Consider the following 25,738-nt stretch of genomic DNA (forward strand, 5'->3'; position numbering starts at 1 on the left):
TGCGCACCGTGGTCCGGGTCACGTCGTGATGGCCCGCCCGTTCATGCGCTGCTTCGAGTCGATGTTCGAGTGCCAGGCTCAGCATTCCGCCAGGGCACTTCGCATGGCGCCTGCGCAATCCGTCAGTGCGGTTAACTGTTCTTACCCTCTCAGCCTCGACCCTGCGAAGCAGGGGCCATGGCACTGGATCGACCCTTGTCCAAACTGTTGCCGCTAGAGCGTTCGAAGGCACATTCCCCAGGCCGAGCGAAGCTATGGCCCGACCGAGCTTCGAGCTCGTCTTCAAGGGTTTTTCTTTGGTGACTTTCTTTTGTCCCAACAAAAGAAAGTTACCGCGGGTCTGGGGGCGCGCAAGCCCCCAGCTCCACCCTCGGCAGAGAGAAGAAAATCCATCAAGCCGACGGCTTAAGTAAAAAGACCAAGCCCCTCTCTAACGCCCGCACCAAAAGCCAAGCAAAAATCAAAGCCCACGAAAATCAAAATTGCCGAAGCAAATTAAACAAACCCCCACCAGGCGAGAAACAAGAAATCTCAAACATACCGAACCGCCGTGTCCCGCCGACAAAGCCCCCAAAGCCCCATCCCGCTCTCGCGAGCAATACGAACCGCCAGCCCGGTAGGCGCCGAAATACTCGCCATCGCGCCCACCCCCAGGCGGGAGCATTTGCGCACCAGTTCATAACTCCCCCGGCTGGACATCACCACGAAACCGCCGCGAAAGTCGGCCCCGTCACGGGCCAGCCACCCCAGCAACTTGTCCAGGGCGTTGTGTCGCCCGACATCCTCCATCACCCGCGTCAGCGACCCATCCGCCAATGCCCACCCGGCAGCATGCAGAGACCCCGCCCTGGCGTTGAGCGGCTGCCCTGCAGAAAGCCCGTCGAAGGCAGCGAGCACCACCTCCACATCGACCGACAACCCAACGTCGAGACCGACCGCAGGCGACAGATCCAGCCCGGCGAGGCTGTCGATGCCGCACACACCGCACCCCGTCCTCCCGGCCAGCGACCGCCGCCGGTCCTTCAGCCGAGCAAACGCACGACTGGAGATGTCAAGCCGCACCTCGATGGCCGGCGCCTCGGGATCGTCCATCGAAACGGCCGAGCCCCCCGGCAACGTCACCGTCCGCTGCTCGATGCCCCGGCAATCGGAAGCGCTGTCGAGAATGCCCTCGCTCAACGCAAAACCGAGCGCGAAATCCTCCAGGTCCTGGGGCGTGGCCATCATCACCGCATGCGAAATGCCGTTGAACACCAGTGCCACGGGCACCTCGGCTGCGATCCAGTCCTCGTTGTCGCGGGCTGCCACCCCTCCCGCCGAACGGCTTTCGCGCCGGACCGCCACCCGTTGGAGGGGCGGTGGCCGCGGGGATTCTTCTTGGGACGATGCCGGCAGATGGATTTCGGACATCGCCCGATTCTCCCGCGTCGATCGTCCGATGACCCCCGCGGGGTCATCGGACGATCGATTTCACTCTTCGTCGCCCTGGCAGTGGACGCGGACGAAAGCGCCGAGTTCGCCGGAATAGGGGTCGCCGCCTTCCTCATCCTGATCTTCCCAGCAGCGCCAGTCCGCCATGTGGTCGATGCCGTCCCCGGCCCGGCGTGCCGCACGCGCACGTCGGCAGCGCTCGGCGGTGGAGGTGTGGGCCGACACCGGTGTTGCGGTCATGTTTCTTCTCTCCTCTAGCTGCTGAAAACCGAACGTTTCAGCAGCGATCTTGGAGAATCCAACCCGAAATCCGCCGTCGCAGGCGAACCGGCGCCCCATCACGCGAATAGATATAGACCGCGCTTCCTTATCGATTTCAGATGGCGTTATCGCGCGCTGGAAGCACCGTCCGTCCCGGCACCGATGCGCGCGGCGACCTCGGTGCCAGCCGGTGTGAGCCGGACCAGCCAGCGCTCGCCGTCCTGCTCCACCACCACCCATCCAGGGCCGGCCCGGGGGCCGATACGCGAACTGCCCATGAGGGCGAGCTCCCGCAGCAGCACGCTCGCACCGGCCTGCAGCCGCTTGCCCAGCCGCGGCAAGGAAACCGGCCGATCGGACACCGCGGCTTCGTCGGCCAGCGCCAGCAGCAAGGCAGCGGCGAGCGACTCGGCCGGCGGCAGCGGCGGCGCGGCCGCGCTCAAGCGGGCACGCCTTCGACCGGCGTGGCGGCCGTACTGCGCACCAGCATCACCGGAATCGACTTGGACGTGGGCGTGCCCGCGTTCTCCGCGACCGAGGACAAGGGCACCAGCGGATTCGTCTCCGGGTAGTAGGCCGCCAGGCATCCGCGCGGGATGTCGTAGGCCACCAGCCGGAAGCCGTCGGCGCGGCGCTCCTGGCCGTCGTCCCAGACGGTCTGGATGTCGACCATGTCGCCATCGACGAATCCCAGCGCACGAATGTCGTCGGCGTGAATGAACACCACCCGTCGCTGCCCGAACACGCCCCGATAGCGATCGTCCATGCCGTAGATGGTGGTGTTGTACTGGTCGTGCGACCGCGTGGTGCCGAGGTTGAAGACGACCGTGTCCAAGCCCTTCGCGCGGGCGCGGCGCAGCGGGGTGTCGGTGGGCAGCGGGTGGGCGTAGAAGTTGGCGCGGCCGGTGTCGGTGGTCCAGACCCGCTCGCTGGCGGTATTGCGCAGGCGAAACCCGCCGGGCACCGCGACGCGGGCGTTGAAATCGTGGAAGTCGACGAAGACCTGTTCGATGAGCTCGCGGATGCGGCCGTAGTCGTCGATCACGCCGAACCAGTCGACCCGGCTGCGTGCGCCCAGCGTGGCGTGTGCCAACCGCGCGACGATGGCGGGCTCGGACAACAGGTGTTCCGACGCCGGCGGGTTGATGCCTTTGGAGATGTGCACCATGCCCATCGAGTCTTCCACCGTCACGCCCTGCGGCCCGGCGGCCTGCATGTCGATTTCGGTGCGGCCGAGGCAGGGCAGGATCAGCGCCTCGCGCCCGTGCACCAGGTGGCTGCGGTTGAGCTTGGTGGTGACGTGCACCGTCAGGTCGCAGCGGCGCAGCGCCTTCCAGGTCTCGAAGGTGTCGGGCGTGGCGGCGGCGAAGTTGCCACCCAGGGCGAAGAAGACTTTTCCCTTGCCGTCGCGCATGGCCGCGATGGCTTCGACCACGTCCCAGCCATGCTTGCGTGGCGGTGCGAAGCCGAACACGGCCTGGAGCCGGTCGAGCAACGCGGCGGGCGGCTTTTCCCAGATGCCCATGGTGCGGTCGCCCTGCACGTTGCTGTGGCCGCGCACCGGGCACGGGCCGGCGCCCGGGCGGCCGATGTTGCCGCGCAGCAGCAGCAGGTCGACGATGAGCTGGATGGTCGCCACCGAATGCTGGTGCTGGGTGATGCCCATGCCCCAGCAGACGATGGCGCTTTCGGCGTGGCGGTAGATGTCGGCGGCCTGGCGGATCTGCTCGAGCGACAGGCCGGATTCGGCCACCAGCGCGTCCCAGCTCTCGGCGCGCAGGTCGGCCAGCAGGGCGTCGACACCGGCGGTGTGCCGGGCGATGAAAGCGTGGTCGAGCACGGCCTCGCCGGCGTCTTCGCGCTCGACGAGGTGCTTCATCATTCCCTTGACCGCCGCCAGGTCCCCGCCGACCTGCAGCTGGAAGTAATGGGTGCTGATGGGCGTGGAGCCCAGCGTGGCCATTTCCATCTTGCTCTGCGGGTCCTGGAAACGCTCCAGGCCGCGCTCGCGCAAGGGGTTGAAGCTGACGATCTTCGCGCCGCGCTTGTGGGCCTCGCGCAGCTCGCCGAGCATGCGCGGGTGGTTGGTGCCTGGGTTCTGGCCAAAGATGAAGATGGCGTCGGCGTGCTCGAAATCCTCCAGCGACACCGTCCCCTTGCCCACGCCGATCTGCGGCCGCATGCCGCTGCCGCTCGGCTCGTGGCACATGTTGGAGCAGTCGGGGAAATTGTTGGTGCCGTACTCCCGCACGAACAGCTGGTACAGAAACGCCGCTTCGTTGCTGGCCCGGCCGGAGGTATAGAAAACCGCCTGGTTCGGGTCGGGCAGCTCGTTCAGGTGCCGGGCGATGAGCGCGAAGGCGGCGTCCCATTCGATCGGCCGGTAGTGGTCAGTGGCCGCGTCGTAGACCATCGGGTGGGTGAGCCGGCCCTGGTCTTCGAGCCAGAAATCGCTGTGCGTGGCGAGCTCGCTCAGCGTGTGGCGTGCGAACAGCTCGGGCGTGGCGCGGCGCGCGGTGGCTTCGGCCGCGACGGCCTTGGCACCGTTCTCGCAGAACTCGAAGGTGGAAGCGTGGTTGCGGTCGGGCCAGGCGCAGCCCGGGCAGTCGAAACCGTCGGGCTGGTTGGCCGACAGCAGCGTCTTGGCGCCTTTCACCGCGATGTCCTGGCGCTGCAGCGCCAGCCCGACGGACTTCAGCGCGCCCCAGCCGCCCGCCGGGCCTTTATAGATCTCGATTTTGCTCATACGGCTCCCCTCCAGGCCCGCCCGCTGCGCGCGGCCTCCCATCCCCTTCCGGGGCCGACACCGGCCGTCCGGCAAAGCCGGCCCGGCGGTGCTCCGGGAAAGTCAATGACGAGAGTCATGCTGGAGTTCGCTTTCAATGGAAGAACTTCGCCGCGCTCAGCAGCGTGCGATAGATGCCCCAGGCCAGCGGAATGCCCACTGCCAGCCAGGCGATGCCCACCAGGGCGGGGCTGGTAGTGCCACCGCCGCCGCTGCCGGCGCCGACCTGCGAGGCCACGGCTTTCTCATGCGCCAGTTGCTTCTCGACGGCCAGTTCCTCGTCGCTCATGAAATGCCGCTCGGCCACCGGCCGAATCAGCAGGTTGGCGACCAGGCCGATCGCCAGCATGCCGACCAGGATGTACATGGTCTGGTTGTAGACCTGTTCGCGCGGGATGCCCAGGCCGAGCTGGTATTCGCGCATGTAGTTGACAACGACGGGCCCCAGGATGCCGGCGGTGGCCCAGGCGGTGAGCAGGCGGCCATGGATGGCGCCGACGAACTGGGTGCCGAACAGGTCGGCCAGGTAGGCCGGCACCGTAGCGAAGCCGCCGCCGTACATCGACAGGATGATGCAGAAAGCGCCCACGAACAGCAGCTGGTTGCCGGCCGAGGCCGAGCCCGGAATGCTGGCGTAGAGCAGGCCGCCGAGCACGAAGAAGATGGCGTAGGTGAGCTTGCGGCCGAGCTTGTCGGAGATGGTCGCCCAGAAGAAACGCCCGCCGATGTTGAACAGCGACAGCAGCGCGGTGAAACCGCCCGCCACCACCGCGATGGCCGCGAGCTCGGCCTTGTCGAGTTCGCCGTACTTGCGCGCCGCGCCGATCAGGCTGCCGCCGAAGACTTCCTGCAGCATCGGCGAAGACATGCCGATCACGCCGATGCCGGCGCTGACGTTCATGCACAGCACCACCCACACCAGCCAGAACTGCGGAATGCCCCAGACCTTGCGCACATGCACATGGCGCTGGGTGATCATGGCGCGCGAGGCCTGGTCGGCAGGCGGCGTCCAGCCGGCCGGCTTCCAGCCGCTCGGCGGCACGCGGTAACCCAGGGCGCCGGCCATCATGAAGACGAAGTAGATCAGCGCCATGGCCACGAAGGTCTGCATCACGCCGACATCGGTGGGGGTGGAAAAATGCTTCATCAGGTCCACCGCCAGCGGCGAGCCGATCATCGCGCCGCCACCGAAACCCATGATGGCCATGCCGGTCGCCATGCCGCGCCGGTCGGGGAACCACTTGATGAGCGTGGACACCGGCGAGATATAGCCCAGGCCCAGGCCGATGCCGCCGATGACGCCGGAGCCGAGGATCATCAGCCAGAACTGGTGCAGGTGAATGCCGAGCGCCGACAGCAGCATGCCGCCGCACCAGCACACCGCCGCCACCACGCCGGCCTTGCGCGGTCCGGCGCGTTCCAGCCAGCCGCCCCACAGCGCCGCCGAGCAGCCCAGGAAGACGAAGAACAGGGTGTACATCCAGCCCAGCGTGGCGATGCGCCAGTCGCAGCCACTGGCGAAGAGCTCGGCGAAGAAACTCATGTCGCGGTCGCAGGCCACCGCTCCGGTGCCGGTGGTGGCGAGCATTTTCGACAAGGGAAGCCAGAACACCGCAAAGCCATAGGCCATGCCGATGCAGAGATGAATGGCCAGGGCGGCCGGCGGAACCAGCCAGCGATTGAAGCCGGGGCCGGCGATGGTGCGTTCCTTGTCCAGGAATCCGGGCATGGGTGATGTCTCCCTCAGATGTTGGTATGGGCCGCGAGGCACTCGGGCCTCGTCAGGGGCGCGGAGTGTCGATGGGGCGCCCGGATGTGTCAAATTGCATCTGGACATGATCCCATTCGCAAAAGTGATCGAAGCGGCGCAGACCGTCCATGCGCCGCTCGGACCGGCGCCGCTAGTCGCTGGGCGGGGCGCCGCTGTGCTCGGCCAGTTGCGCCCGCCAGGCGCCGGTGTCGAGCAGGGCCAGCGCGGCCTCGAGCGCGCGCGAAGGCCGCCCGCCCGCGGGCGCCATGAAGCCGATGCCGGTCAGCACCTCCGGGCCGGTCAACGGCAAGGCTTCCAGCTCGCCGTGCACCCGGATGGTCGCCGCCATGGCGCCCGGCATCACGGCGCAGACGTCGCCGGCCAGCACCGCATGGACCAGGGTCAATACCGAGTTGGTCTCGATGGCCGGCTGTACCGGCCCGACGCCGGCGGCCGTGAAGGCCTGGTCGATCAGGGTGCGGTTGTGCATGTCGGTCGTCAGCAGACACAGCGGCAGCGCAGCGGCCTCCTGCCAGGAAACCGGTTCGCCGATGTACGACCCGCCCGCGTCGCGTCCGCGGCAACGCACCAGGTAGTAATGCTCGATGTATTGCGGCCAGGTCTGCAGCCCGGTGCCGCACTGCTCCGAACGGTCGATGTAGCCCAGCGCCAGGTCGAGCGACAGCGAATCGAGCCCACGCTCCAGATCCTTCGAACTCATCGACAGCACCGTCGGCACGATGCCCGGCTGCCCGCGCTGGAGCAGCGCAGCAAAGCGCGCCAGCACCGGCGTGGCGGTCGGCACCGCGGCGATGCGCAGACTGCCCCGCACCATGCCGGCGCTGCTGAGCAGCTCCTGCTGCAACACCTCGTGTTCGCGCACCATGCGCTGGGCCGATGCCAGCACCCGTTGCCCTTCGTGCGTCAGCCCGCCGTAGGCCCGGCCGCGCCGCACGATGACCACGCCGAACTCCTGCTCGAGCGCGCGCAAGGCGTTCGACAGCGCCGGCTGGGTGATGTGGCAGGCTTCGGCCGCGCGGCCGAAATGGCGGTGTTCGTCGAGCGCCACCAGGTAGCGCAGGGAGGCCAGCAGGTTCATCCGGCGCAGCATAGCCACCCCTGTCGCCGGCCGGGATATGGATGAACCCAGGTCCAGCCGAGTCCTCAGGTGTCGGAGCTGACCGCGATGGTCGGGAACCGGGTCGAATAGTCCTTGCCCTTGCCGGCGATGCTCACCGCCACTTTGCGCGCGATGGCCTTGTAGATGGCCGCGTTGGCACCGTCCGGCTCGGCCGCCACGGTGGGCGTACCGCCGTCGGCCTGCTGGCGGATCGCGATCGACAGCGGCAGCGCGCCCAGGTAGTCCATGGCGTAGTCGGCCGCGATGCGCTGGCCGCCGCCCTCGCCGAAGATGTGTTCGGCATGGCCGCATTGGCTGCATACGTGCACCGCCATGTTCTCCACCACGCCGAGCAAGGGCACGCCCACCTTTTCGAACATCTTCACGCCTTTGCGCGCATCGATCAGCGCGATGTCCTGCGGCGTGGTGACGATGACGGCGCCGGCCAGCGGCACGCGCTGCGACAGGGTCAGCGCGATGTCGCCGGTGCCGGGCGGCATGTCGACGACGAGGTAGTCCAGGTCCTTCCAGTTGGTCTGGCGCAGCAGCTGCTCCAGTGCCTGCGTGGCCATGGGGCCGCGCCAGATCATGGCCTGGTCCGGCTCGATCAGGAACCCGATGGAAATCAGCTGCAGCCCGTGCGCGGCGATCGGGTCCATGCTCTTGCCATCGGTGCTGGCGGGCTTCTGGCCGGCAACGCCCAGCATGGTCGGCACGCTGGGGCCGTAGATGTCGGCGTCGAGCAGGCCGACGCGCGCCCCCTCCGCGGCCAGGGCCAGGGCCAGATTGGCAGCGGTCGTGCTCTTGCCGACGCCGCCCTTGCCGGACGCCACCGCCACGATGTTGCGCACCTCGGGCATCGGCTGCAGGCCGCGCTGCACCGAATGCGCGATCACCTTCATCTCGAACGCCACATCGACGCCGGTCACGCCGGGCACCGTGCGCACGGCCCGCTCAAGCAGTCCCGCCAGCTCCGCATGCTGGCTCGCGGCCGGGTAGCCCAGCTCGACGGCCAACCGCACCGCACCGTCGACAGCCACCGTCACTCCCCCGAGCGCGCGCGCCGGCGCCAGGGGCGCGCCGGTGTTCGGATCGATGACGGAGGCGATGGCGGATCGGATCTGGGCGTCGGTGGGCGTGGTGCTCATGCTGGAGAAAGAAGAAATGCGCCAAGCGGCGCGAAGGCCGCGAAGTCTACGCCGGGGCCTCTACCGGTCTCGGCGTAGGGTCGCGCGACCCGGCGGGCGCCACGTCCTCGGCAGCGACCGGGAACTTCAACCACACGGCTTCAAATCAATGGCACGCCCGTCTCGCAGCGAGCCATCGAGCGAGTCACCTGCCCATCAGGGGCGATGGTCGCGCTCCGGCTCCACCCGCATCGTGCGCGATAGCGCGTGCCCGTAACGAGCGAGCAAGCCCTGCGCACGAAGATCGGTCATCACCCGCTCAGGCGGCATGTTGGCGGCCTTGCAGCTGCGCCACCTCCCGGTCGATCACTTTATCGATCGCAGCCGCCCCCCGGTTCAGCGCCACGTTCCGGGCTTCGCCCTCGATGGCAAAAACGGACAAATAGCGCTCGAAGGCCAGCCGCCATTCAGCACCCAGCTTCTTGGCGTGCTCGACCTTCTCTTGAGGCGACAACTTCTTCCCTGCCAGCGCCTGCTTCAGAAGACCCGGCAATTCCGGTGGAACCCACGCATCGGACCTGTTCGCCAGGCTGACCCCGCCGTCGGGCTCCTGGCGCATTGGCAGCAGCATGTCGCGCCAGTATTTCGCGAGTGCCTCTGGAGGCGCGGGCCTGAAATCACCGGCGTGCTCGGCGCGCGCGCGCCAGCCATCCAGCAAACCAGCGACTCTTGCCAAATACAGGCGGCGCACCGCCTCGACCTGTTCCCGCGCCAGGCCATTCGCTTCCAGGACGGCGGCCAGCACGTGGTCGCAGATCCAAACCGATCCGCGAATCGACGGCAGCTGGTGGTCCACGTCGTAGCCCGTCTGGTACTTTTGCAGCAATAGTTCCATGACATGTGCCATCGCATTGGCGATTGTTTTCGGCGATCTGCCATAAAACGTCTTGCAGTACCGGTCCATGGCCGATGCCACTTCGACGGCCAGGCTGTCGAACATCACGCGGTCGCCGACCAATTCCGATGGCGCACCTGCCGCGAGGCTGCCCAGGCCCCATTGCGCCAAGGAACGCTTGATCTCGACGTGCCGGGGCGACGAAATCGGAGGTTGCAAGCGGTTGACCAACTCGTCCGCGCCGTGGCACATGCGACGCCGAAAATCCGCATACGACATGCGACCGCCGTCGAGCGCTGCCTGGTAATTGTCAAGTTTGTTCCAAAAGAGTGGCGGCAACTGACACGGGGAGTTCGACGCCTCCAGAAAGAACGTCAGTTTCTCGACCAGCAATGCCTTCACGCAGCGCGAAGCTTCCGATCGCTCGAATCCCGCGGTCACCAAATCCGAGCACAGGCGGTTGTAGTCGCCGGAGAATTCGGAGCGCGGCCCGCCGTAGGCATAACGCAAGGTCGAAGCCATCGCGAAAGGCTCGGCAGAGACCGCCGCCCAGAATGGCGACGCGACGATGCGCTGCCGCAACGGGTTCTCGCCATTGCCATGGAAATCCGTTGTCGCCGCGGCATTCGCACTCGCATTGGGCAGATTTGCGAAGTGGACATGCTTTTTGGGGACCGGCTTACCCGGTGGGGGCGGCACTTGAGGACTCGGCTGCGGGCCAAATGGTTTCGCCAACCCTACCGGTGGCATATGCTTAGGAAACATGGCTTAGTTCTAGTATTTGAAAAAACCGCAGTGTGGTGACAGGCCGTTGGTCTGGCGCGCGCGCTCACGAACATCCAAGGGCCAGGCCGAAGCTCTGCCGAAAGCCGGCTTCACTGTGGCGGTCGACCGCAACGCCGGCGAACTCCCCCATCGCCCGCGAAGGGCGCGGCTCAGCGGTTGCCGGATTCCGATTCCTTCGGCCATTCGTCCATGGCAAGTGCTACGGAACGCCGCGCCGCCTCGACATGTTCCGGCGTCGCTCCGGTCGCATCGATGACCGCGAGTGCCACATGCTGGATGACGAACGCACGCTTGCGCAGCTCGAGTGTCTCGGTGGCGACGTCGACGTTGGCTGCGCTCCGATATGCCGAGGACGGCTGCAACTTTGCCAGTTCCGACCGAACGAATTGCGCCACGCCTTCTCCAAACTCCTGCGGCGGCCCCCCGCTCAAGGCTCGGCATTTCGTACCGCAGGCACGCGCAAGGCGGGCGCCTTGCACGTCGATTTTCCAGGCGTCGGCGTCGAAAAGCTGCGGCGGCATGCGCGCCTGGATGCTGCCCATGCCCCACCTCGCGAGCTCACGGCGGTTGTCTGCGTAATGGTTGCGAGGCGCGGTCCGCACCAGCTGCAGTGCGAGGCCGGAGACCTCTGTCTGCATCTTCCGCCGGAATTCGAGATACGGCATCTCGCGAGCCGCCAGAGCAGCCCGATGCCGCTCGAAATTGCTTCTGACGTCCGGCGGCAGCATCAAAGGCGAATGAGACGACTCCAGTTGCCCGAGCAAGGCCTCGAGCATCATGTCCTTCAGACAGCGCAATACCTCGAGGCGGTCGCCTCCCTGGGCCAGCAGCTCGGCACTCAAGCGCTCGTAATCAGGGGAGAACTCGCAACCCGGCCCGTTGTAGGCGTAGCACAGGGTGCAGGCCAGTGCGAATGGCTGGTCGGAGATCGCCAGCCAGAACGGCGAGCGCCTGATCCTCTCCTCCAGCGGCGTCGGGCGGCTGCAGCCGCCGAAATCCGAGGCGGAATCGACACCCGCCTCCGGCATCAGCAGGCCACCGAGCGGGCTGTCGTCGGCCGGAATCGACGGCAGCACGTCTTCCGGCTTCTGATCGATGGGCAAACCTGGCGAGGATGGAGATGCGGCGCCCGCCGGAGCGGGGCCGGACGAGTTCAAAAACAAATGCTGTGCGGCGGACAGGGCAGACAAGGTTGGCACTCCGTAGTGGGACAGTCCTCAGGTTCACCTGGCGATGCCTGCCTGGCGCGCCGACTTCCGAATATCGAAGCCCCACGCCGAATCGTGCCGACGCCAGCGGACTCGCCGTTGCATCGCACTTCCATCCTGCATGCCAGAAATACCGGGACCACCCCGAAACCCGGCTCAGGGCTCGATAGCAGTGGCACGCCGAAGCCTCGCCGCACTTAAAATCGCGGGCTCGCCCGGCTGTTGCCAGGCCCCTTTCCGGCCCCGTTCGGCATTTCCCCGATGACCTCTCCCCGCCAGCTCTTCGTCACCACCGCCCTGCCCTACGCCAACGGCAAATTCCATATCGGCCACATCATGGAATACATCCAGGCCGACATCTGGGTGCGCTTCCAGCGCATGCGCGGCTCGCAAGTGGCTTTCGTCTGCGCCGACGACGCCCATGGCGCGGCCATCACCATCGCGGCCGACAAGGCGGGCGTGACGCCGCAGGCCTTCGTCGCCGAGATCGCCGCCGGCCGCAAGCCCTACCTCGACGGTTTCCACATCGCCTTCGACAACTGGCATTCCACCGACGGCCCCGAGAACCACGTGCTGGCGCAGGACATCTACCGCGACCTGCGCACCGCCGGCCTCATCGAGACCCGCAGCGTCGAGCAGTTCTACGACCCCGAGAAGGGCATGTTCCTGGCCGACCGCTTCATCAAGGGCGAATGCCCCAACTGCCACGCCAAGGACCAGTACGGCGACAACTGCGAGGTCTGCGGCGCGGTCTACGCGCCCACCGAGCTGATCGAGCCCTACTCCGCGCTCTCCGGCGCCAAGCCGGTGCTGCGCAGCTCCGACCACTTCTTCTTCAAGCTGTCCGACCCGCGCTGCGAGGCCTTCCTCCAGGAATGGACCGTCGCGCCCGGCCATGTGCAGCCGGAGGTGCAGAACAAGATCCGCGAATGGCTCTACCAGGACGACGAAGGCAAGGGCGGCCTCGGCGACTGGGACATCAGCCGCGACGCACCCTACTTCGGCATCGAGATCCCCGACGCGCCGGGCAAATACTTCTACGTCTGGCTCGACGCGCCGGTCGGCTACCTCGCCTCGCTGAAGAACTATCTCGACAAGCAGGGCCTGGACTACGCCGGCTACATGGCCCAGCCGGGGCTCGAGCAGGTGCATTTCATCGGCAAGGACATCATCACCTTCCACACCCTGTTCTGGCCGGCCATGCTGCACTTCAGCGGCCGCAAGGCGCCCGACGCCATCTACGTGCACGGCCACCTCACGGTCAACAACGAGAAGATGAGCAAGAGCCGGGGCACCGGCATCGACCCGCTCAAGTACCTGTCGCTCGGCCTGTCGCCGGAACACCTGCGCTACTACCTCGCGGCCAAGCTGAGCGGCCGCAACGAAGACATCGATTTCAACCCCGACGACTTCGTCGCCCGGGTCAACAGCGACCTGGTCGGCAAGTTCATCAACATCGCTAGCCGCGCCGCCGGCTTCCTCACCAAGCGCTTCGAAGGCCGCCTGAGCGCGCCGGCCGGCGCCGACGCCGGACTGCTGGAGCAGCTCCAGGCCCGCGCCGAGGACATCGCCGCGCTCTACGAAGGCCGCGACACCGCCCGGGCACTGCGCGAAACCATGGCGCTGGCCGACAAGGTCAACGAGTTCGTCGACGCCAACAAGCCCTGGGAACTGGCCAAGCAGGCCGGCATGGAGTCGCGACTGCAGGACGTCTGCTCCACCTGCATCGAAGCCTTCCGGCTGCTGGCGATCTACCTCAAGCCGGTGCTGCCGGCGCTGGCGGTGCAGGTCGAGAGCTTCCTGCAGGTCGAGCCGCTGCGCTTCGACGACGCGTCGCGCCTGCTGGGCGCGGGTCACGTCATCGGCACCTACCAGCACCTGATGCAGCGTGTCGATCCGAAGCTGCTGGAGCAACTGTTCGAGCCCTCCGCGCCTGCCGCACCGCCTGCCGCCGCCGCGGAACCCGCAGCCGACGCGCTGCCCGGCGGCGAGGCGGTGGCGCCCGTCATCGGCATCGACGACTTCGCCAAGATCGACCTGCGCATCGCCCGCATCGACGCCTGCGAACCAGTAGAAGGCTCGACCAAGCTGCTGCGCCTCACGCTCGACGTGGGCGAAGGCCGCCAGCGCAACGTGTTCAGCGGCATCGCTTCGGTCTACCGGCCCGAGCAGCTGGTCGGCAAGCTCACGGTGATGGTCGCCAACCTGGCGCCGCGCAAGATGAAGTTCGGCGTCAGCGAGGGCATGGTTCTTGCGGCCAGCCACGCCGACGGCAAGGCCCATCCGGGCATCCATCTGCTGGAGCCGTGGCCCGGTGCCACGCCCGGCATGCGTATCGGTTGACTCTCCTCCCGCGAGGTGTTCGATGAAGTTCGCAACCCTGATGGCCGGCACCATGCTGGCGAGCGGCCTGTGCGGCTGTGCCGTGGTGGCGGTGGCCGACGCCACGATCAGCGTGGCCGCCACCACGGTGAGCGCTGCTGCCAGCGTGGCCGGATTGGCGGTCGACGCCACCGTGGGCACGGCCCGTCTCGCCGGCCGGGCGGTCTCGGCTGTCGTGCCGGGTGGCCCCGACTAGAACGCCCGCGCCTTTTTATGACGCAAGTGCGCGCCGGCAGCCGGTAAAATCGCGCTTTCGCCCTTCAGCCCATCGGCTTTCCAGGTCTGCCCCATGCCATTCTTCCAACGCAAGCACTACACCTCCGAAGCCACCGACTTCATCAACGACCTGAAGAAGCAGCGCCCCACGCTCGACGCCGAGCAACGCGCCGGTCGTGCCCTGCTGTGGGACAAGAAGGTCGACCGCGACGCCTGGTCCGACTACGACGCGGGCGAGATCAAGCAGAAGCCCTACGTCTACCAGACCGACGCCAGCTGAAAGCCCGCGCGCACCGGTCTGCCGGTCGCCGCTGACTGACCCTCTCCCGCATGAACGACTCCGCCACGGTCGAGGCCACCGGCAACGACCATTCGCCGGACGTCGTCGACCAGGTCGCGCTGGCACGGCTCTATGGCGAGCCGCTGTTCGCGATGCCGCAGGATCTCTACATCCCGCCGGACGCGCTCGAAGTCTTCCTCGAAGCCTTCGAAGGCCCGCTGGACTTGCTGCTCTACCTGATCCGCAAGCAGAACTTCAACATCCTCGACATTCCGATGGCGGCGCTCACGCGCCAATACCTGTCGTATGTGGACGAGATCCGCTCGCGCAACCTCGAACTGGCCGCCGAATACCTGCTGATGGCGGCGATGCTGATCGAGATCAAGTCGCGCATGCTGTTGCCACCCAAGAAGGCCGAGCCCGGCGCCGAGCCTGAAGACCCGCGCGCCGAGCTGGTGCGCCGGCTGCTGGAATACGAGCAGATGAAGCTCGCCGCCGCCAAGCTCAACGCAGTGCCGCAGTTCGGCCGTGATTTCCTGCGGGCGCAGGTCACCATCGAGCAAAGCCTGCAACCGCGTTTTCCGGATGTGAACGTGGCCGACCTGCAATCGGCCTGGCGCGACATTCTGGCGCGCGCCAGGCTGGTCCAGCACCACACCATCACCCGCGAAGAACTGAGCGTGCGCGAATACATGAGCTTCGTGCTGCGCACGCTGCAGGGCCGGCGTTTCGTGCCGTTCGAGGAGCTGTTCCAGCCCGAGAAAGGCTCGACCGTGCTGGTCGTGACCTTCATCGCGCTGCTGGAACTGGCCAAGGAAACCCTCATCGAGATCACCCAGGCCGAGGCCTTCGCGCCGATCTACGTGCGGCTGGCGTATTCCAGCTGACGCGCGATCGGCAAACGGTCACGACAGTCCTTCTTCGGCCAGGCAATCCCGCAGGAGCGGGCGCAGTGTCTCCTGCTGGGCGGCTGTCAGTCGGCCGAGTGCCTCGTCCACCACGTCTGGAACTTCCAGAGCGTATCGCCGCAGGCCAGCCGTATGAGGGGAACCAACTTGCAGGCCTTGCTCACGGCGCGGCGCAGATCTGTAGCGGCGTCTTCGGTCAGCACGAACGGTTGCGGTGCCGTTACCCCACTTCTGCCCGAATCTCACGCACCGGGGGATGCGGCCGCGGCTCAAGATCGCGACGCCGATGCCGCATGGTCGATGGGCGCTCGGCCGGCTCGAGCGATTCGGTGCCGGAGGGCGACCTGGGATCGGTCACGTAGTCGGGCTTGAGTGCCGGCGCGCGTTGCAGATTCTGGCCCGAATCGATGCGCCGACGCCATTCGTCGTGCCTGGCCTGACGCCCCTCTTCCCATCGAAGGATCCTGGCCTGCAGGCTCTGTGCCCTGGTGTGGAGCCTGTCGATCTTGATGAAGCCGTCCCCGCGATCCGCCGGAGAAAACACACGGCGCTGCATCTCCTCCACGTCGGCATGCAGTTGCTCCAGCAAATGGCTCAAATGGCGATTGGAGGGCACGGCACGCGGCAGCTCGGCGCAAGCGGAGATGAGTTCGTGGAATCGGAGCGTCAGTTCGATCATGTCCGGCGGCTCGTAGCTGAACAGATTGAGAAACGCTTCGCAGGGACGCAGCTGTATCGTCGGCGCACGGCGAGGCAGGTCAGCCAGAAAGCTGCCGGCAGACGAGGCAGGGAAGTCGGCGTCCCGGGCGTCCGCCGGGGCGATCGCCTGAGTCGCTCGCTCGGCAGCGCCGCGTACCGGTTGGTGCCTGCCGGTAGCGTTGGCGGAAAGGGGTGGGGGCAGAAAGGACAAGAGTGAATGTTCCACGATGAATGGGTCGAGGGGTGATTGGCAAACAAGAGGTGCGCCGGTCGCAGCCACTGTCGGACCCGTCGTCCCGCCTCGCCATGCGAGCGCCGAAAACGGCGCGGCTTGCACGAAGCGGGCGGTGATAAAGTGCGGCGCCCTCACGGCCGGCGCCCGCCTGCTACGTTTTTTTCGAACCCGAGACAAACCCGCTCCAGACCCATGGCCGATTCCTCAGCGCCCGCCTCCACGACGCCCTACGGCACGCTGCCGCCCGCATCGAACCCGGCCGAGCGCAAGCCGCTGAGCCTGCCGCGCCTGGCCGGCATGCAGGCGCGCGGCGAGAAGATCGCCATGCTCACCGCCTACGACGCCACCTTCGCCGCCATGGCGGACGCCGCCGGCGTCGAGTGCCTGCTGGTCGGCGATTCGCTGGGCATGGTCTGCCAGGGCCAGTCGAGCACGGTCGGCGTTTCGCTCGATGCCATGCGCTACCACACCGAATGCGTGGCGCGCGGCCTGCAGCGGGTGCAGGGCACGGCCTGGATCGTGGCCGACCTGCCCTTCGGCAGCTACCACCAGTCGCGTGAGCAGGCACTGGCCAGCGCTACGGTGCTCATGCAGGCCGGCGCGCACATGGTCAAGCTCGAAGGCGGCGGCTGGACGACCGAGACGGTGCGCTTTCTGGTGGAGCGCGGCATTCCGGTCTGCGCGCATCTGGGCCTGACGCCGCAGACCGTGTTCGCGCTCGGCGGCTACCGGGTGCAGGCGCGCGAAACCGAAAGCGCCGAGCGGCTGCGCGCCGATGCCCTCGCCCTGCAGGCTGCCGGCGCCGCCATGGTGGTGCTGGAGATGGTGCCGGCGTCGCTGGCGTCCCGCCTCACCGGCGAACTCGAGCGCTGCGCCACCATCGGCATCGGCGCCGGCCGCGGCACGGCGGGCCAGGTGCTGGTGATGCACGACATGCTGGGCATCAATCTCGGCCGGAACCCGAAATTCGTGCGCAATTTCATGGAAGGTGCCGGCGGCGTAGCCGAGGCCATGCGCGCCTACGTGGCCGCCGTCAAGGACGGCAGCTTTCCCGACGACTCGCTTCATGCCTGGTAACCCCCGGCCGACCCGACCAATGCAGATCGCCCGCTCCGTCTCCGACCTCCGTGCCCTGCTGGCGCCCTACCGCGCGCCGGCCTTCGTCGCCACCATGGGCAATCTCCACGACGGCCACATCGCACTGTTGCACCGGGCGCGTGACCTGGGCGACGTGAGCGTGGCCAGCATCTTCGTGAACCGGCTGCAGTTTTTGCCGCACGAGGACTTCGACAGCTATCCGCGTACCTGGGACCAGGACTGCGCCCGGCTCGAAGCGGCCGGCTGCGACGTGCTCTTCGCGCCGCGCGAGGCCGACCTCTACCCGGAGCCGCAGACCTTCAAGGTGCAACCCGATCCGGCGCTGGCCGACATCCTGGAAGGCCACTACCGACCCGGTTTCTTCACCGGCGTCTGCACCGTGGTGCTCAAGCTCTTCAACTGCGTGCAGCCGCGCCACGCGCTCTTCGGCCAGAAGGACTACCAGCAGCTGATGGTGGTGCGGCGCATGGTGCAGCAGTTGGCGCTGCCGATCGAGATCGTCGGTGCGCAGACCGAGCGCGCGGCCGACGGACTGGCGCTGTCGTCGCGCAATGGCTATCTGGATGCGGCCGCCCGTGCCGAAGCGGTGCAGCTGCCGCTGGCGCTGCGCGCCCTGGCCGATGCGGTGAGCGGCGGGCGTCGCGATCTGGAAGCGCTGGAAGGCGAGGCGATGCAGGCACTGGCGGCACGCGGCTGGAAACCGGACTACCTGACGGTGCGCAAACGCGGCGATTTGCTGCCGCCGGCGGCCGACGATGATGCGGGCTGGCACTCGCTGGTCGTACTGGGCGCAGCGCGCCTGGGCGCCACGCGCCTGATCGACAACCTGGAGGCCTCGGCTCACCCCCAGGCTACGCACTTCGTGTCTTCGCCTACCCCCCACCGGGGGCGGCTCGCTGGCTCGGCGTAGCCTCACCGCGTTGCCTCTGAGGCAGTCGGCCTCGCTTGCGCGACGTCGCACGGACGGCTGCTTAACTTGCTTCGTCTTGCGTCAGGCGGATGTACTTGGCGAACAGGCTGTCGTGGTTCTCGACGTGGGCCGGGTTGACCGGAATACATGCCACCGGGCAGATCTGCACGCACTGCGGCTCGTCGAAATGGCCGACACATTCGGTGCAGCGGTTGGCATCGATCACATAAACGGTCTCGCCGGGAGAAATCGCCTCGTTGGGGCACTCCGGCTCGCACACGTCGCAGTTGATGCACTCGTCGGTAATCATGAGGGCCATGGCGCGATTATCCCGGAGCCGGCAAACACCCCGGAGCCGGCAGGCCCAACGCCATAATGGCCGCCCTTTCTATCCGCCCCTGACCCTTCGTCGATGACCGCCTTTATCGCCCGGCGCCTGCTCGGATTGCTCGTGACCCTGGCGGCGACGGCGGCCCTGGTGTTCTGGGCACTCGACATCCTGCCGGGCAATGCCGCACAGATGGCCCTGGGCGCCGACGCCGACCCGGCCGCGGTGCGGGCGCTGGCCTTGCAGATGGGCCTGGACCAGCCGGCCTGGAGCCGCTTCGTGGCCTGGCTGCACGCCCTGCTCGCCGGCGACCTCGGTACCAGCACCGCCTACGGCGAACCGGTGGCCGCGCTCATCGCCGAACGGCTGGCGCTCACCGTGCCGCTGGCGCTGCTGGCGATGGCGCTGACCTGCGCGATCGCCCTGCTGGTGGGCGTGACCGCCGCCGCCCGCCACCGCAGCGCGACCGACACCGGCCTGATGGCGCTCACCCAGCTCGGCGTGGCGGTGCCCAATTTCTGGCTGGCGATCCTGCTCGTGCTGCTGTTCGCGGTGAAGCTGCAGTGGTTCTCGGCCGGCGGCTTCGACGGCTGGGGTGAAGGCATCGCGGCCGGCTTGCGGGCGATCTGGCTGCCGGCCATGGCGCTGGCGGCGGTGCAGGCGGCGATTCTGGCGCGCTTCACGCGGTCGGCGGTGCTGGAGACGCTGCGCGAGGACTACGTGCGCACCGCGCGCGCCAAGGGCCTGTCGGAGGTCGCGATTCTCTGGCGCCATGTGCTGCGCAACGCGGCGGTACCGGTGGTCACGGTGATCGGCCTGCAGTTCGCCGAACTGCTGGCCGGCGCGATCGTGGTGGAAAACGTGTTCACCCTCCCCGGCCTCGGCCGGCTGGTGTTCCAGGCCATCGGGAACCGCGACCTGCCGGTGGTGCGCGGCTGCGTGCTGCTGCTGGCGACGATGGTGGTGGTGGTGAATTTCGCGGTCGACGTGCTCTATGCCGCCATCGACCCGCGCCTGCGAGGGGCCGGCAGATGAGGCGCCCGGGCCTCGTCGCCGGTGCCTTGCTGGTGGTGCTGCTGCTGGTAGCCGCCGCGCTGTCGTACCTGTGGACGCCCTGGCCGCCGCTCGACATGGCGATGGCCGCGCGCCTGCAGCCGCCCTCGCCGTCGCACTGGATGGGCACCGACGCCTATGGCCGTGACCTGGCCTCGCAGGTGATGGTGGGCGCGCGCGCCTCCATCGCCGTCGGCGTGGTGGCGGTGGCCATCGGCCTGATCGCCGGCAGCGCCCTGGGCCTGCTGGCGGCGGCGCGCCGCGGCTGGGTCGAAGACCTGGTGATGCGATTGACCGACATCGGCCTGGCCTTTCCCGCGCTGCTCACCGCCGTCGTGCTGGCGGCCGTGCAAGGGCCGGGCATCGGCAACGCCATGCTCGCCATCGGGCTCTACAACGTGCCCTCTTTCGCCCGCATCGCCCGGGCCGGCGCGCGCGCAGTGTGGTCGCGCGACTATGTGCGGGCCGCGCGGGCAACCGGGCGCGGGCGCTGGGCGATCACCTTCGCCCACGTGCTGCCCAACGTGGCGCCGCTGCTGGTGGTGCAGGCCACGGTGCGCTTGGGCATCGCGATCCTGGCCGAGGCCGCGCTGTCGTACCTGGGTCTGGGCACGCAGCCGCCGATGCCGTCGTGGGGCCGGCTGCTGAGCGAGGCACAGAGTTTGATGTCGACCGCGCCCTGGCTCGCGGTGTTTCCCGGCGCGGCCATCGCGCTGGCGGTGCTGGGCGTGAACCTGTTCGGCGACGGCCTGCGCGACCTGCTCGACCCGCGGCTGCGCCAGGTCGATGCGCCCATCAGCGGCTCGCACCCCGGTATCCGCTGACGTTGTCGCCGGCACCGGCCGGCAAGCGCCAGGCGTCGACGAGCGACAGCACCGTCAGCACCGCCATCGCCAGCAGCGCGAAGCGGAAATCCACCGCCCCGGGCGAGCCGCCGTGCCCGGTGAATCGCTCCGACACCCGCAGCGCCACGGCGCCGAAAGCGATGCCCAGCCCGGCGCTGAGCTGCTGGAACATGCTGAACAGCGTGCTCGCCCCGGCGGTCTGCTTGGGCGTGGTGTCGCAGAAAGCCAGGGTGCCGACCGCTGTGAACTGCATCGATCGCGTCATGCCGCCGAAGACCAGCACCACCACCATCAGCGCCAGCGGTGTGTCGATCGACAGCATCGCGCAGGCCACAAAGCCCGCCGCCGCCAGCAGCCCGTTGCCGACCAGCGTGGAGCGGAAACCGAAGCGGCGCAGCACCCAGGTGGTAGCCGGCTTGATGCCCAGGTTGCCGGCGAAGAGCGCGATCATCAGCAGCCCCGACTGCACCATGCCGAAGCCCAAGCCCAGCTGGAACATCAGCGGCAGGAGAAAAGGTGCGCTGCTGATCGAGATGCGCGACAAGGTGCCGCCGATGGCCGAGGCCCGGAAGGTGCGCACGCCGAAGACCGACAGGTCCACCAGCGGATGGGCGCTGCGCCGCATATGCCGCACCGAATACAGCAGGCCCGCCAGCCCTGCCGCGACCGCGGCCGCCACCACCGGCCAGTCGACCGGGTTCTGCGTGGTCAGCTCCAGCCCGTACATCAGCGCGGCCAGGCCCGCACCGCTGGTGACGAAGCCGATCCAGTCGAATGGCCGACGTCCGCCCGGCGCGCCGTCGATCCAGCGCAGCGCCAGCACGATCGCCAGCACACCCAGCGGCAGGTTGATGAAGAAGATCCAGTGCCAGCTCCAGTGGCTGGCGATCCAGCCGCCCAGCGGCGGCCCAAGCAGCGGTGCCGCCAGCCCCGGCCAGGTGATGGTGGCGATCGCCTTGACCACCTCGCTCTTGGGCGTGGTGCGCAGCACCACCATGCGGCCCACCGGCACCATCAGCGCGCCGCCGATGCCCTGCACGATGCGCGCGGCGATGAACACCGGCAGGCTTTGCGCCAGCCCGCAGGCCAGCGACGCCAGGGTGAACAGCGCCACCGCCCCGGCGAAGACCTGGCGCGGCCCGAAGCGGTCGGCCACCCAGCCACTCACCGGGATGAACACCGCCAGCGCCAGCAGATACGCACTGACGCCCGCCGACAGCGCCACCGGCGCTACGCCGAAACTGGTCGCCATCGCCGGCAGCGCGGTGGTGATCACGGTGGCGTCGAAGTTCTCCATGAAGAAGGCGCCGGCGACCAGCAAGGCGATGAGGCGGGCGCGGCCGGCATCGACGCCGGGCGGCGGAGCGGAAGCAGGCGTGGAGGCGGTGTCGGCGGCGGTCATGCGGCGAGGTTAGCGGCATCAGGCATCACAATGCCCGCTTCGGGTCATGCAGGGCGAAGGTAGTCGGGAATGGATGCGGGGGCGATCGAATATTTCCACAGCGTGGCGCGCCACGGCAGCATCTCGCGTGCGGCGCTGGAGCTGGGCATCGAGCAGTCCACGCTGACCCGGCACATCGGCCGGCTCGAAGAGGATGTCGGCGTCAAGCTGTTCCACCGCAGCGGGCGCGGCATGGTGCTGACCGACGGCGGCGCGGCGCTGCTGCTGGAGGCCGAGAAACTGGTCGAGGCCATGCGCCGCACCCGCCAGGTCGCCGCCGAACTGGCGGTCGACGGGCCGTCGCGCATCGTCGTGGCCGCCCAGCCGACCATCGCGCAGATGACCTTCGGGCCGCTCGGCCACGCGCTACGCCAGCGGTTTCCGCAGGCGCGCATCCGGCTGGTGGAAGGCCTGGGACTGCCACTGCTGCAGTCGCTGCAGGACGGCCAGGTCGACGCCGCCATCCTCTACATACCCGCCCAGGGCCAGGCGATGGATTACGACCTGCTGCTGCAGGAGCCGCTGTACTGCGTCATGCCGCCGGACCGCCAGCACCGCAGCGACACCGTCAGCGTGATGGAACTGCTGGATCTGCCCATGGTGCTGCCCAGCACCTCGCACGGGCTGCGCGCGCTTGCCGAGGCGCTGGCGCAGCGTTACGCCCGCAACCTGCACGTGGCGCTGGAATGCGACGGCTCCACGGCGCTGACCAAACAACTGGTCCACGCCGGACACGGCTGCACCATCCTGCCGCTGGCCGCGGTGCAGGACGAGATCGATCGTGGCCTGCTGCGCGCGGTGCGCATCGACGGCACCGACGTGCTGCGCGCAGTCGCCTGCGCCACCGCCCGCAGCCAGACGCCGGCACCCGGCCTGCGAGAGGTGACACGCATCGTCCGGCAGGTGGTGACCGGCGTGGTCGAGGCCCAGCGCTGGCCGGCAGTGGAGCGCATGGCGGGTTGAGGCTCAGCCCGCCAGCCGCGCGCCCGGCGTGATCTGGCGCGGATCGGTCATCAGCTCGATCAGCGCCAGTCCACCATTGGCTCGCGCACGGGCCAGGGCGGCCGGAAAATCTTCGGTGCGCACCACCCGTTCGGCATGCGCGCCGAAGGCCTTGGCCAGCGCCACGTAATCCGGCCCCTTGAGGCGCGTGCCGCTGATGCGGCCGGGATGGTGCTTTTCCTGGTGCATGCGGATGGTTCCGTACATGCCGTTGTTGACCAGCAGCACCAGGAAGCTCGCGCCGTACTCGGCCGCCGTGGCGAGTTCCTGCGGGTACATCAGAAAGCAGCCGTCGCCCGCGAAGCAGACCACCGGCCGGCCCGGGTCGCGCAGCGCCGCGGCCACGGCGGCCGGCAGGCCGTAGCCCATGGCGCCGCAGGTGGGCGCGAGCTGCGTGTGCGGCTCGCGGTATTCGTGGAAGCGATGCGCCCACACCGAGTAGTTGCCGGCGCCGTTGGTGATCACCACGTCGGAGGGCATTTCGGCGGTCAGATGTTTCACCACTGCGGTCATGTCCACGCCGTCGAATTCGGGCGACAGGGCTGGCGCCTTGCTGAAGGCTTCGTGATCGGCGCGCGCAGTGCGCGTCGATTCGGCCCAGCTGCGTGAGGCCGGCGCGGGCAGTGCGGCCAGGTCCGCGAGCGCCATGCCGATATCGGCTTGCACCGCGATCGCCGGCTGGTAGACCCGGCCGAGTTCGCCGGCGTCGACATGAAGATGGATCAGCTTCTGGCGCGGTGCGGGGATGTCGAGCAGCGCATAACCGTCGGTAGCGATGTCGCCGAGCCGGGTGCCGATCGCCAGGATCAGGTCGGACTCCAGCATGCGCTGGCGCAGCTTGGGATTCATGCCCAGCGACAGGTGGCCCACGTAGTGCGGATCGCGGTTGTCCAGCGCGTCCTGGCGGCGGAAAGACACGGCCACCGGCAGCTGCCAGGCGTGGGCAAAAGCCTGCAGATGGCGAGCGTGCTCCTCGCTCCAGTTGCCGCCACCGACCACCACCAGCGGCTGGCGGGCAGTGGACAAGGCTTCGGCGATGCGCTGCAGCGTCGGCGCCGCGATGCCGTTGCGCTGCACCGGCGCGGCCACGCTCACCGGCGTGGCGCAGGGCTCGGTCAGCATGTCTTCGGGCAGCGACACCACCACCGGCCCCGGCCGGCCGGATACCGCCACATGAAAGGCGCGCGCCAGGATCTCGGGCACCCGCTCGGCCTCGGTGATCTCCACCACCCACTTGGCCACGGTGCCGAACATCGAGCCGTAATCCACTTCCTGGAAGGCCTCGCGGCCCTTGTGTTGGCGGGCGATCTGGCCCACGAACAGGATCATCGGCGTCGAATCCTGCTGCGCCGTGTGCACGCCGATGCTGGCGTGGGTGGCGCCCGGGCCGCGTGTGACCATGCAGATGCCGGGCCGCCCGGTGAGCTTGCCGTCGGCCTCGGCCATGTTGCTCGCACCGCCTTCGTGCTTGGCCACCACGAGGTGGATGTCCGGCGCGTCATGCAGCGCGTCGAGCACTTCCAGGTAACTCTCGCCGGGCACGCAGAAGACCCGGTCGACCCCGTGCGCCTGGAGCGATTCGACCAGGGCCTTGCCGGCGCTGCGGCGCGTGGCGACCGGGGTCGCAGCGGTTGCGGCGGCGTTATCGATGACTGCGGACATTTTGTTTTTCCTGAAAATCGTGCTGATGAAAACCGTGGAAACCATGCACCTGAGAGTTTAGGACAGCGCATTTACCAGCGCACCGGCAATACGCCATGTCTGCTATGCCGATTCGCCCTAGCCGGTCGATGGCGGTGTTTCTATAGTCGCGCCAGCCATTCAATAAATATGCCGGACGGTGGTGCGCAAGATAATCAAAGGACGTGTGATTGACCGCGTTGCCGCCCGGCGCCAATCAGGAGATACCCGGCAATGCCTACTTTTTCAAATCGCTCATTTGCACCGAATCGCCGCTTTGCGCTGAAAGCCGTCGCAGGCGCCGCGCTGGCGCCCTTGGGCCTGCCGGCCGCTTTCGCCGCAGACGACAAATATCCGAGCAAGGCCATCACCTACGTCGTGCCGTTCACGCCCGGCGGCGCCACCGACATCATCGGCCGCATCTACAGCGTGTCGCTCGCGCAGATGTTCGACAGCTCGGTCGTCGTCGAGAACTCCGGCGGCACCGGCGGCAGCCTGGGCTCGGCCAAGGTGGCGCGCGCCAAGCCCGACGGCTACACCCTGGTCGGCGGCACGATCAGCTCGCACGCGATCAACGTCAGCATCTACCCGTCCATCGGCTACGACCCGGTCAAGTCCTTCGAGCCGATCATCCTCACCGGCACCCTGCCCAACGTGCTGCTGGTCAAGGCCGGCGGCCCGCTGAAGTCGGTGGCCGACGTCATCGCCGCGGGCAAGAAGCCCGGCAGCAAGCTCAGCTTCGGCTCCTCGGGCGTGGGCTCGTCGCAGCATCTGGCCGGCGAACTCTTCAAGATGATGACCGGTGCCGAGATGCTGCACGTGCCCTACAAAGGCAGCGCGCCCTCGCTGCAGGCGCTCATCGCCGGCGAGATCGACCTGCTGTTCGACAACATCACCTCCGGCATCACCTTCGTCAACAGCGGCCACCTGAGCCCGCTGGCGGTGACCTCGCTCACCGTCTCGCCGCAATTGCCCAACGTCAAGCCGCTCGACCAACTCGGGCTGCCGGGCTACGAGGTGGTGTCGTGGCAGGCCACGTTCGCGCCGGCCGGCACGCCCAAGCCGGTCATCGACAAGCTCTACCAGGCCATGGCCGCCACGCTGCAGAAACCCGAGGTGCGCAAGCAGCTCGTGAGTCTGGGCGTGGACATTTCCGGCGACGGTCCGCAGAAGTTGCAGGAGTTCCAGATCAAGGAAGTCGCCAAGTGGGCACAGGTAGCGCGCAAGGCCAACATCAAGTTGGATAGCTGAGAAGCCTTCCTTCGCCGCGTCGTTTTCATTCCTCCATCGCCAACGTC

At 67.8% G+C, this 25,738-nt stretch carries 23 protein-coding genes; 10 read left to right on the forward strand and 13 right to left on the reverse strand.

Features of this window, described 5'->3' with window-relative positions; genetic code table 11:
- Positions 1-531: 531 nt before the first annotated feature.
- The 9 genes from fdhD to R9X41_RS14085 all read right to left on the reverse strand — a co-directional run bounded on the left by fdhD (position 532) and on the right by R9X41_RS14085 (position 11,345).
- Positions 532-1,410, reverse strand: a complete 879-nt coding sequence (fdhD, locus tag R9X41_RS14045; protein ID WP_318631067.1) for a formate dehydrogenase accessory sulfurtransferase FdhD — start codon at positions 1,408-1,410, stop codon at positions 532-534.
- Between the two features lie 60 nt (positions 1,411-1,470).
- On the reverse strand, positions 1,471-1,671 hold the full coding sequence (locus tag R9X41_RS14050) for a hypothetical protein (protein WP_318631068.1): 201 nt from the start codon (positions 1,669-1,671) through the stop codon (positions 1,471-1,473).
- 146 nt (positions 1,672-1,817) lie between these two features.
- The gene (locus tag R9X41_RS14055; RefSeq protein ID WP_318631069.1) at positions 1,818-2,135 is read right to left on the reverse strand and encodes a hypothetical protein; all 318 of its coding nucleotides are present in this window, start codon (positions 2,133-2,135) and stop codon (positions 1,818-1,820) included.
- Positions 2,132-4,438 carry an FdhF/YdeP family oxidoreductase gene (locus tag R9X41_RS14060; RefSeq protein WP_318631070.1) on the reverse strand — a complete coding sequence of 769 codons (2,307 nt, stop codon included), beginning with the start codon at positions 4,436-4,438 and terminating at the stop codon, positions 2,132-2,134. Before R9X41_RS14060 ends, R9X41_RS14055 begins: the two co-directional genes overlap by 4 nt.
- 133 nt (positions 4,439-4,571) lie before the next feature.
- Positions 4,572-6,206: an OFA family MFS transporter gene (locus tag R9X41_RS14065; RefSeq protein ID WP_318631071.1), complete on the reverse strand. Its 1,635-nt coding sequence runs from the start codon at positions 6,204-6,206 to the stop codon at positions 4,572-4,574.
- 172 nt (positions 6,207-6,378) lie between these two features.
- Positions 6,379-7,326, reverse strand: a complete 948-nt coding sequence (locus R9X41_RS14070; protein ID WP_318635238.1) for a LysR substrate-binding domain-containing protein — start codon at positions 7,324-7,326, stop codon at positions 6,379-6,381.
- A gap of 65 nt (positions 7,327-7,391) precedes the next feature.
- Entirely contained in the window at positions 7,392-8,495 is a 1,104-nt protein-coding gene (apbC, locus tag R9X41_RS14075; protein ID WP_318631072.1) for an iron-sulfur cluster carrier protein ApbC, read from the reverse strand.
- 298 nt (positions 8,496-8,793) lie between these two features.
- Positions 8,794-10,068 (reverse strand): hypothetical protein, encoded by a 1,275-nt coding sequence (locus tag R9X41_RS14080; RefSeq protein WP_318631073.1) that lies wholly within the window; start codon positions 10,066-10,068, stop codon positions 8,794-8,796.
- A gap of 236 nt (positions 10,069-10,304) precedes the next feature.
- A complete protein-coding gene (locus R9X41_RS14085; RefSeq protein WP_318631074.1) occupies positions 10,305-11,345 on the reverse strand; it encodes a hypothetical protein in 1,041 nt (346 codons plus the stop codon).
- Between the two features lie 279 nt (positions 11,346-11,624).
- On the opposite strand from R9X41_RS14085, the gene metG reads away from it, so the two are divergent.
- The 4 genes from metG (at position 11,625) to R9X41_RS14105 (ending at position 15,128) form a co-directional block, all read left to right on the forward strand.
- A complete protein-coding gene (metG, locus tag R9X41_RS14090) occupies positions 11,625-13,706 on the forward strand; it encodes a methionine--tRNA ligase (RefSeq protein WP_318631075.1) in 2,082 nt (693 codons plus the stop codon).
- A gap of 22 nt (positions 13,707-13,728) precedes the next feature.
- Positions 13,729-13,941 carry a hypothetical protein gene (locus R9X41_RS14095; protein WP_318631076.1) on the forward strand — a complete coding sequence of 71 codons (213 nt, stop codon included), beginning with the start codon at positions 13,729-13,731 and terminating at the stop codon, positions 13,939-13,941.
- Positions 13,942-14,034: 93 nt separating this feature from the next.
- A complete protein-coding gene (locus R9X41_RS14100) occupies positions 14,035-14,241 on the forward strand; it encodes a DUF3460 family protein (RefSeq protein ID WP_318631077.1) in 207 nt (68 codons plus the stop codon).
- A gap of 50 nt (positions 14,242-14,291) precedes the next feature.
- Positions 14,292-15,128, forward strand: a complete 837-nt coding sequence (locus R9X41_RS14105; protein WP_318631078.1) for a segregation and condensation protein A — start codon at positions 14,292-14,294, stop codon at positions 15,126-15,128.
- Positions 15,129-15,369: 241 nt separating this feature from the next.
- Here the strand turns inward: R9X41_RS14105 and R9X41_RS14110 are convergent, their stop codons facing one another.
- Positions 15,370-16,059 (reverse strand): hypothetical protein, encoded by a 690-nt coding sequence (locus R9X41_RS14110; RefSeq protein WP_318631079.1) that lies wholly within the window; start codon positions 16,057-16,059, stop codon positions 15,370-15,372.
- A gap of 216 nt (positions 16,060-16,275) precedes the next feature.
- On the opposite strand from R9X41_RS14110, the gene panB reads away from it, so the two are divergent.
- Both panB and panC read left to right on the forward strand, forming a co-directional pair.
- Positions 16,276-17,160, forward strand: a complete 885-nt coding sequence (gene panB / locus R9X41_RS14115) for a 3-methyl-2-oxobutanoate hydroxymethyltransferase (RefSeq protein ID WP_318631080.1) — start codon at positions 16,276-16,278, stop codon at positions 17,158-17,160.
- 19 nt (positions 17,161-17,179) lie between these two features.
- Positions 17,180-18,091, forward strand: a complete 912-nt coding sequence (gene panC, locus R9X41_RS14120) for a pantoate--beta-alanine ligase (RefSeq protein WP_318631081.1) — start codon at positions 17,180-17,182, stop codon at positions 18,089-18,091.
- Positions 18,092-18,152: 61 nt separating this feature from the next.
- Here panC and R9X41_RS14125 read toward each other — a convergent pair whose 3' ends face one another.
- Positions 18,153-18,410 carry a YfhL family 4Fe-4S dicluster ferredoxin gene (locus R9X41_RS14125; protein ID WP_318631082.1) on the reverse strand — a complete coding sequence of 86 codons (258 nt, stop codon included), beginning with the start codon at positions 18,408-18,410 and terminating at the stop codon, positions 18,153-18,155.
- Positions 18,411-18,503: 93 nt separating this feature from the next.
- On the opposite strand from R9X41_RS14125, the gene R9X41_RS14130 reads away from it, so the two are divergent.
- Together R9X41_RS14130 and R9X41_RS14135 are read left to right on the forward strand one after the other, a co-directional pair.
- The gene (locus R9X41_RS14130) at positions 18,504-19,454 is read left to right on the forward strand and encodes an ABC transporter permease (protein WP_318631083.1); all 951 of its coding nucleotides are present in this window, start codon (positions 18,504-18,506) and stop codon (positions 19,452-19,454) included.
- A complete protein-coding gene (locus R9X41_RS14135) occupies positions 19,451-20,296 on the forward strand; it encodes an ABC transporter permease (RefSeq protein WP_318631084.1) in 846 nt (281 codons plus the stop codon). The genes R9X41_RS14130 and R9X41_RS14135 overlap by 4 nt, the downstream gene beginning before the upstream one ends.
- Here R9X41_RS14135 and R9X41_RS14140 read toward each other — a convergent pair.
- The gene (locus R9X41_RS14140) at positions 20,268-21,719 is read right to left on the reverse strand and encodes an MFS transporter (protein WP_318631085.1); all 1,452 of its coding nucleotides are present in this window, start codon (positions 21,717-21,719) and stop codon (positions 20,268-20,270) included. The two genes, R9X41_RS14135 and R9X41_RS14140, sit on opposite strands and share 29 nt — an antisense overlap.
- A gap of 69 nt (positions 21,720-21,788) precedes the next feature.
- Between R9X41_RS14140 and R9X41_RS14145 the strand changes: the two genes are divergently transcribed.
- Positions 21,789-22,721 (forward strand): LysR family transcriptional regulator, encoded by a 933-nt coding sequence (locus tag R9X41_RS14145; RefSeq protein ID WP_318631086.1) that lies wholly within the window; start codon positions 21,789-21,791, stop codon positions 22,719-22,721.
- 3 nt (positions 22,722-22,724) lie between these two features.
- On the opposite strand, the gene R9X41_RS14150 is transcribed toward R9X41_RS14145, so the two are convergent.
- Positions 22,725-24,422, reverse strand: coding sequence for a thiamine pyrophosphate-binding protein (locus tag R9X41_RS14150; RefSeq protein WP_318631087.1), 1,698 nt, complete (start codon positions 24,420-24,422; stop codon positions 22,725-22,727).
- Positions 24,423-24,674: 252 nt separating this feature from the next.
- Between R9X41_RS14150 and R9X41_RS14155 the strand changes: the two genes are divergently transcribed.
- Positions 24,675-25,691: a Bug family tripartite tricarboxylate transporter substrate binding protein gene (locus tag R9X41_RS14155; RefSeq protein WP_318631088.1), complete on the forward strand. Its 1,017-nt coding sequence runs from the start codon at positions 24,675-24,677 to the stop codon at positions 25,689-25,691.
- The last annotated feature ends 47 nt before the right edge of the window (positions 25,692-25,738 follow it).

Source organism: Xylophilus sp. GOD-11R, assembly GCF_033546935.1.
Classification (GTDB): domain Bacteria; phylum Pseudomonadota; class Gammaproteobacteria; order Burkholderiales; family Burkholderiaceae_C; genus Xylophilus.

What these genes read in the sequence shown, in the direction of transcription:
- fdhD (WP_318631067.1), bottom strand. Translation starts at nt 1,410, where the DNA reads ATGTCCGAAATCCATCTGCCGGCATCGTCCCAAGAAGAATCCCCGCGG.
- R9X41_RS14070 (WP_318635238.1), bottom strand. Translation starts at nt 7,326, where the DNA reads ATGAACCTGCTGGCCTCCCTGCGCTACCTGGTGGCGCTCGACGAACAC.
- R9X41_RS14150 (WP_318631087.1), bottom strand. Translation starts at nt 24,422, where the DNA reads ATGTCCGCAGTCATCGATAACGCCGCCGCAACCGCTGCGACCCCGGTC.
- R9X41_RS14060 (WP_318631070.1), bottom strand. Translation starts at nt 4,438, where the DNA reads ATGAGCAAAATCGAGATCTATAAAGGCCCGGCGGGCGGCTGGGGCGCG.
- R9X41_RS14105 (WP_318631078.1), top strand. Translation starts at nt 14,292, where the DNA reads ATGAACGACTCCGCCACGGTCGAGGCCACCGGCAACGACCATTCGCCG.
- R9X41_RS14145 (WP_318631086.1), top strand. Translation starts at nt 21,789, where the DNA reads ATGGATGCGGGGGCGATCGAATATTTCCACAGCGTGGCGCGCCACGGC.
- R9X41_RS14050 (WP_318631068.1), bottom strand. Translation starts at nt 1,671, where the DNA reads ATGACCGCAACACCGGTGTCGGCCCACACCTCCACCGCCGAGCGCTGC.
- R9X41_RS14095 (WP_318631076.1), top strand. Translation starts at nt 13,729, where the DNA reads ATGAAGTTCGCAACCCTGATGGCCGGCACCATGCTGGCGAGCGGCCTG.
- R9X41_RS14140 (WP_318631085.1), bottom strand. Translation starts at nt 21,719, where the DNA reads ATGACCGCCGCCGACACCGCCTCCACGCCTGCTTCCGCTCCGCCGCCC.
- R9X41_RS14100 (WP_318631077.1), top strand. Translation starts at nt 14,035, where the DNA reads ATGCCATTCTTCCAACGCAAGCACTACACCTCCGAAGCCACCGACTTC.
- panC (WP_318631081.1), top strand. Translation starts at nt 17,180, where the DNA reads ATGCAGATCGCCCGCTCCGTCTCCGACCTCCGTGCCCTGCTGGCGCCC.
- metG (WP_318631075.1), top strand. Translation starts at nt 11,625, where the DNA reads ATGACCTCTCCCCGCCAGCTCTTCGTCACCACCGCCCTGCCCTACGCC.
- R9X41_RS14130 (WP_318631083.1), top strand. Translation starts at nt 18,504, where the DNA reads ATGACCGCCTTTATCGCCCGGCGCCTGCTCGGATTGCTCGTGACCCTG.
- R9X41_RS14155 (WP_318631088.1), top strand. Translation starts at nt 24,675, where the DNA reads ATGCCTACTTTTTCAAATCGCTCATTTGCACCGAATCGCCGCTTTGCG.
- panB (WP_318631080.1), top strand. Translation starts at nt 16,276, where the DNA reads ATGGCCGATTCCTCAGCGCCCGCCTCCACGACGCCCTACGGCACGCTG.
- R9X41_RS14065 (WP_318631071.1), bottom strand. Translation starts at nt 6,206, where the DNA reads ATGCCCGGATTCCTGGACAAGGAACGCACCATCGCCGGCCCCGGCTTC.
- apbC (WP_318631072.1), bottom strand. Translation starts at nt 8,495, where the DNA reads ATGAGCACCACGCCCACCGACGCCCAGATCCGATCCGCCATCGCCTCC.
- R9X41_RS14135 (WP_318631084.1), top strand. Translation starts at nt 19,451, where the DNA reads ATGAGGCGCCCGGGCCTCGTCGCCGGTGCCTTGCTGGTGGTGCTGCTG.
- R9X41_RS14125 (WP_318631082.1), bottom strand. Translation starts at nt 18,410, where the DNA reads ATGGCCCTCATGATTACCGACGAGTGCATCAACTGCGACGTGTGCGAG.